Annotated in this window: 6 protein-coding genes; 5 read left to right on the top strand and 1 reads right to left on the bottom strand. The window is 72.9% G+C overall.

Annotation, left to right across the window (positions count from 1 at the left end; translation table 11 throughout):
- Positions 1-343: 343 nt before the first annotated feature.
- The 4 genes from phoH2 (at position 344) to AC2CHG_RS29365 (ending at position 4,503) form a co-directional block, all read left to right on the top strand.
- Positions 344-1,750, top strand: coding sequence for an RNA 5'-3' helicase PhoH2 (gene phoH2 / locus AC2CHG_RS29380; protein ID WP_355506667.1), 1,407 nt, complete (start codon positions 344-346; stop codon positions 1,748-1,750).
- A 233-nt stretch (positions 1,751-1,983) separates the two neighbouring features.
- Positions 1,984-2,670: an aggregation-promoting factor C-terminal-like domain-containing protein gene (locus tag AC2CHG_RS29375; protein WP_262012538.1), complete on the top strand. Its 687-nt coding sequence runs from the start codon at positions 1,984-1,986 to the stop codon at positions 2,668-2,670.
- 102 nt (positions 2,671-2,772) lie between these two features.
- Positions 2,773-3,429 (top strand): rhomboid family intramembrane serine protease, encoded by a 657-nt coding sequence (locus AC2CHG_RS29370; protein ID WP_484526022.1) that lies wholly within the window; start codon positions 2,773-2,775, stop codon positions 3,427-3,429.
- 105 nt (positions 3,430-3,534) lie between these two features.
- Positions 3,535-4,503 (top strand): NAD(P)/FAD-dependent oxidoreductase, encoded by a 969-nt coding sequence (locus AC2CHG_RS29365; protein ID WP_262012536.1) that lies wholly within the window; start codon positions 3,535-3,537, stop codon positions 4,501-4,503.
- A gap of 12 nt (positions 4,504-4,515) precedes the next feature.
- Here the strand turns inward: AC2CHG_RS29365 and AC2CHG_RS29360 are convergent, their stop codons facing one another.
- A complete protein-coding gene (locus AC2CHG_RS29360; RefSeq protein WP_135243339.1) occupies positions 4,516-5,202 on the bottom strand; it encodes a TetR/AcrR family transcriptional regulator in 687 nt (228 codons plus the stop codon).
- A 140-nt stretch (positions 5,203-5,342) separates the two neighbouring features.
- Between AC2CHG_RS29360 and AC2CHG_RS29355 the strand changes: the two genes are divergently transcribed.
- Positions 5,343-6,127: NAD-dependent epimerase/dehydratase family protein (locus tag AC2CHG_RS29355; RefSeq protein ID WP_484526021.1), on the top strand; the 785-nt coding region annotated here is incomplete at its 3' end.

The raw sequence follows: 6,127 nt of genomic DNA, 5'->3' as shown, positions 1-6,127 counted from the left end.
GCACGCTGGTGCGCCGCCAGGGCTGAGGCCCGCGCCGCGTCGCGGCGCCGCAGTGGACGACCGGCCGGGGTGCGCGCAGGGGGCATGCATCCCGGCCGGTTCCGGTTCGCCGGTCACTCGAACGGGTGTACGTCCGGCGAAGACCGGACGATGATCCACGCGCACCTCTAGCCCCGCGGCCCCGGTGCGATTAGCGTCTAGGCATGGCACGGGGTTTTCCCGGGCCAGCCGGACAGCCCGGACCTGCGTCCTCGCGCACGGGGCCCGCATCCGACCCCGTGTCCTCCGGGCACCGGAAGAGGCGGAACTCGGGTGGCCGGGTGCCCATCCGCGGAGCAGGCCTGTGACCACTCGCCGTACCCCCGCCGGAGCCGAGCAGACCCCGGCCTCGACCGCCCCGACCCGCCGGACCACCCGCAGCCGCCGCGGCGCCGCCGCCGAGGCCGAGGAGCCCCGACCAGCAGGCCAGGCCTTCGTCCTGGACACCTCGGTCCTGCTGTCCGACCCGGCCGCCTTCCACCGCTTCGCCGAGCACGAGGTGGTGTTGCCGCTGGTGGTGATCTCCGAGTTGGAGGGCAAGCGACACCACCCCGAGCTGGGCTGGTTCGCCCGCCAGTCGCTGCGCATGCTGGACGAGCTGCGCGTGCGGCACGGCCGGCTGGACCGCCCGGTGCCCGCCAACGACCAGGGCGGCACGCTGCGGGTGGAGCTGAACCACACCGACGACGGGGTGCTGCCGCCCGGCTTCCGCAACGAGTCGAACGACGCGCGCATCCTGTCCGTGGCGCTCAACCTGGCCGCCGAGGGGCGTGAGGTCACGCTCGTCAGCAAGGACATGCCGCTGCGGGTGAAGGCGGCCTCGGTGGGCCTGCGCGCCGACGAGTACCGGCACGGCCAGGCCAGCGACCCGACCTGGACCGGGATGGCCGAGCTGGACCTGGCCGAGGAGGAGATCGGCCGGCTGTACGCGGGCGAGGCGCTCGACGTCGACGCCGCGGCGGGCCTGCCCTGCCACACCGGTCTGGTGCTGCACTCGGGGCGGGGCTCGGCGCTGGGGCGGGTGCTGCCGGACAAGACGATCCGGCTGGTTCGGGGCGACCGGGAGGCGTTCGGCGTGCACGGGCGCTCGGCGGAGCAGCGGATCGCGCTCGACCTGCTGCTGGACGAGTCCATCGGCATCGTGTCGCTCGGCGGGCGGGCCGGCACCGGCAAGTCCGCGCTGGCGCTCTGCGCCGGCCTGGAGGCGGTGATGGAGCGTCGCCGGCACAAGAAGGTGATCGTGTTCCGTCCCCTGTACGCGGTCGGCGGCCAGGAACTCGGCTACCTGCCCGGGTCGGAGTCGGAGAAGATGTCGCCGTGGGCGCAGGCCGTCTTCGACACGCTCGGCTCGGTGGTGCACGAGAACGTGCTGGAGGAGGTCACCTCGCGCGGGCTGCTGGAGGTGCTGCCGCTGACCCACATCCGCGGCCGGAGCCTGCACGACGCGTTCGTCATCGTGGACGAGGCGCAGTCGCTGGAGCGGGGCGTCCTGCTCACCGTGCTGTCCCGGATCGGTCAGGGGTCGCGGGTGGTGCTCACCCACGACGTGGCCCAGCGGGACAATCTGCGGGTCGGCCGGCACGACGGGGTGACGGCGGTGATCGAGGCGCTGAAGGGGCATCCCCTCTTCGCGCACGTCACGCTCAGCCGATCGGAGCGTTCTCCGATCGCCGCTATGGTCACCGATCTACTGGAGGACATCCCTGGCTGACTGCCGCCGTTGCCCTACTTTGTCCGCATTTTCAGGGTGACGCAGATCACTTTTAGGCCCGGCCATTTCCCACCGGCCTCACTGTGCGCAATGGTGTCCATCGAGCGTCACCTACCACTCGGGAGCCGGACACGGCCCGGAGTCACACCGGTACCGGTGCGCTCACGGCACCCGGCGTGACCCGACCCGGCCATGCGCGTGCCGTGTCCCTGCCCCCGACGAAGGGAAACTTCGTGAGTCGGCTCTGGAGCCGGTTCGGCGCCCGTACGGCCGCTGTCGCGCTGCTCTCCGTGGGCGTCGCCGGCGGCTTCTATCTGGGTGAGGACCGACAGACCCAGCAGCAGGGCCTGACCGCGCAGGTCGGCCTGGAGGTCGACCAGGCGGAGTACGCGTACCAGCGCGACCGGCTGTCCGACCACCGCGTGGACTCGTCCCGGCAGCGCGCCGCCGAGTACCAGGCGAAGCTGCGTGCCGCCGCGGCGGCGAAGGAGGCCGCCGAGCGGGCCAGGAAGGCCGAGGCGGCCGCCGCCACCCGCAAGAAGGAGCGGGCCGCAGCGGAGGAGGAGGAGACGAAGATCAAGCCGTACGACGGCCCGATCCCGTCCTCGTGCGCGGAGTACAGCGGCAACCGGAAGATCGGTTGCGCCGTCATGCTCGACAAGGGCTTCGGCATCGACCAGTTCCCCTGCCTGGACAAGCTCTGGACCAAGGAGAGCGGCTGGAACCCGAAGGCTTCCAACAGCTCGTCCGGGGCGTACGGGATCCCGCAGGCGGTGCCGGGCAGCAAGATGGCCTCGGTGGCCGACGACTGGAAGACCAACCCGGCGACCCAGATCACGTGGGGTCTCGGCTACATCAAGGGTCGGTACGACACCCCCTGCGGCGCCTGGCAGAAGTCGCAGAGTTCGGGCTGGTACTGACATCACGACGACGGCGGGACACGCGGGCAGACCCGGTGTCCCGCCTTCGTCGTACCGGCCCTCGACTGGCGGCCTGCCACTTTTGCTGATAGCTCTTGGTAGGTGACCTGGCACGGCGGCCCCAGCGGCGACCCCTACCGGTTCGGCACCGACGCGTTCTACGCGGCGCTCGGCCGGGCCTTCGTCGCCATGTGCGCGGTCGTGCCGGTGCTGTTCCTCATCGAGGCGCTCGACGTCGGCCTGCGACTCGGCCTGGACTACACCGCCGGCATCATCCCGCAGCGGCTCCAGGGCCTGGACGGCGTCTTCTTCTCACCGTTCCTGCACGCCGGCTGGAACCACCTCTACAGCAACAGCATCCCGCTGATCCTGCTCGGCACGTTCGTGCTCGCCGCGGGCACCCGCCGGTTCCTCTGGTCCACCGCCGTCATCATCCTGGTCAGCGGCCTGGGCGTCTGGTTCACCGGCTCACCCAACTCGGTGGTGGTCGGCGCCAGCGGAGTCATCTTCGGCTACCTCGGCATCCTGCTCACCCGGGGCGTGGTGGAGCGGAGCTGGTGGAACTTCGCCGTCGGCCTGCTGGTCGGGTTGCTCTACGGCTGGCAGCTGCTCGGCATCCTGCCCACCGACGAGCGCATCTCCTGGCAGGGTCACCTGTTCGGGCTGCTCGGCGGCGTGGTCGCGGCGATCCTGTTCCGCCGCCGCAACGACGCCGGCGAATCCGACCGCCTCGGCTCACCCAGGATGACGCTGCCCTGACGGCGCGTTGATCGAAGCGCGGGACATGCTTGCCCGGGGCCACCCGCCCGCCTACCGTTTCGGCATCAGCACGGGGTGATCCGAAGCGGAAAGTGACGGTACGCCATGCGCGAGGTCGATGTCGCCGTGATCGGGGCCGGTCCCGCCGGGCTCTTCGCCGCCTACTACGCCGGTTTCCGCGGACTCTCCGTGTCGGTGATCGACGCGCTGCCCGAGCCGGGCGGCCAGGTCACCGCGATGTACCCGGAGAAGCTGATCCTCGACGTCGCCGGCTTCCCCGCGATCAAGGGCCGCGAGCTGGTCGCGAACCTGGTCGCCCAGGCCGCGCCGTTCCACCCCGACTACCGGCTCGGCGTACGCGCGGAGAAGCTGTCCTACCTCGACGGCCGGCCGGTTCTCGGCCTCGCCGGCGGTGAGCAGCTCACCTGCGGCGCGGTGCTGGTCACCGGCGGGCTCGGCAGCTTCACGCCCCGGCCGCTGCCGGTCGCGGAGAGCTTCACCGGCGGCGGGATCGTCTACTTCGTGCCGCAGCCGGCCGAGCTGACCGACCGGCACGTGCTCATCGTCGGCGGCGGCGACTCGGCGTTCGACTGGGCCGCCACGCTCGCCCCGCTGGCCCGGTCGGTGACGCTGGTGCACCGGCGGGACCGCTTCCGGGCGCACGCCGCCACCATCGATCGTGTCCGCGCGCTGCCGGTGCGGATCGTGGTGAACGCCGAGGTGAGCCGGCTGTACGGCGAGGAGACCGTCACCGGCGCCGAGCTGACCGTACGCGGCGGCGAGGCGGAGACGCTGCCGGTGGACACCGTGGTGGCCGCGCTCGGCTTCACCGCCGACCTCGGCCCGCTCGCCGAGTGGGGGCTGAACATCGACCGGCGGCACATCGTGGTGGACAGCGCGATGGCCACCAACCTGCCCCGGGTGTTCGCGGCCGGGGACATCACCGAGTACCCGGGCAAGGTCCGCCTGATCGCCACCGGCTTCGGCGAGGCCGCCACCGCCGTGAACAACGCGGCTGTCGTCATCGACCCGACCGCGCACCTGTTCCCCGGTCACTCCTCCGACGGCACCTGACGCCGATCGGCGTCAGGGCAGGCCGACCAGGTCCGCCATCAGGCCGATCTGGTGGTCGAAGTACTCGTCGCGGTGCGGTAGCGCCCGGTTGATCCGGCCGAACAGCTCGAAGCTGATCAGCCCGAACAGTTGGGTCCAGCCGGCCATGCCGCGCGCCAGCAGCGCGGGCGGCACGTCCATGCCGAGCAGCCCGACCAGTTCGGCCACGTCGCCGCGGAGCGGCTCGGGCAGTTCCTCGTCGGGCGGGGCGAGCCGGCCGGAGGCCAGGCCGTCGCGCAGGATGCCGACCAGGGTCACCGGTGGGCGCTGGGCCGGCGCGACGGTGTCGTCCGGGGCCGCGTACCCGGGCACCGGGCTGCCGTAGAGCAGCGCGTACTCGGCGGGGTGGGCCAGCGCCCACGTACGGGCGGCCCGGCAGGCGGCGAGCCACCGTCCGCGCAGGTCGGCCTGGTCGGCGGCGGCGTCGGCCGCCTCCACCGCGTCGCCGAGCGCGTCGTACGCCTCCAGGATCAGCGCGGTGAGCAGGTCGTCGCGGCTGGGGAAGTAGCGGTAGATCGCCGAGGAGACCATGCCGAGGTCGCGGGCGACAGCGCGCAGGGAGAGGTTCGCGCCGTCGGTGTCCAGGTGGCGGCGGGCGACCGTCTTGATCTCTTCGATCATCCCGGCGCGGACCCGGGCGCGGAGCGAGGGAGCGACCATGCCGTCACTCTGCCACGGATGAGAGCAGCAATCAAAAGAGAGAGCACTGCTCTTGACGCGGGCTGCTCGCATGAGTCATGCTCTGTTTCGAGAGCGGTGCTCTCGCTTCGAACAACTGCTTCAGTGAAGGTGGACCTGTCATGGCACTGCACGTGATCGTCGGCGCCGGCCCCGTCGGCACCGCCACCGCCCGCCTCCTCGCCGAGCGCGGCGAGCGCGTGCGCGTGGTCACCCGGCGCGGCACCGGCCCCGAGCACCAGGCGATCGAGCGGGTGGCCGCCGACGCCGCCGACGCGGACCGGCTCGCCGCGCTCACCGAGGGCGCGGCCGCGCTCTACAACTGCGCCAACCCGGAGTACCACAGGTGGCGGACGGACTGGCCGCCGCTCGCCGCCGCCCTGCTCACCGCCGCCGAGCGCAGCGGCGCCGTGCTCACCACAGTCGGCAACCTCTACGGGTACGGCCCGGTCGACGCCCCGATGACCGAGGCGACCCCGCTCGCCGCCACCGGCGTCAAGGGCCGGGTCCGCAACCGGATGTGGGCCGACGCCCTGGCCGCCCACCGCGCCGGCCGGGCCCGGGTCACCGAGGTACGCGGCTCCGACTACATCGGCCTCGGCGGCAACTCGCTGCCCATGATGGTGCTGCCCAAGGTGCTCGCCGGGCAGCGGGTGTTCCTGCCGGTGGCCTGGGACGCCCCGCACACCTGGACGTACGTGGGCGACGTCGCCCGTACCCTCGTCGCCGCCGCCACCGACCCGCGGGCCTGGGGCCGGGCCTGGCACGTGCCGAGCGCGCCCCCGATGTCCATGCGGGCGCTCGCCGACCGGGCGGCGGAGCGGGGGGGGGGGGGGGGGGGGGGGGGGGGGCGGCCGGCGGCCCCCGCCGCCCGGCGCGGGGCGGCGGCCGGCCCCCTGCCCGCCCC

It is taken from the genome of Micromonospora sp. ATLC20, assembly GCF_057196585.1.
This window is presented reverse-complemented; position numbering and strand designations above follow the sequence as displayed.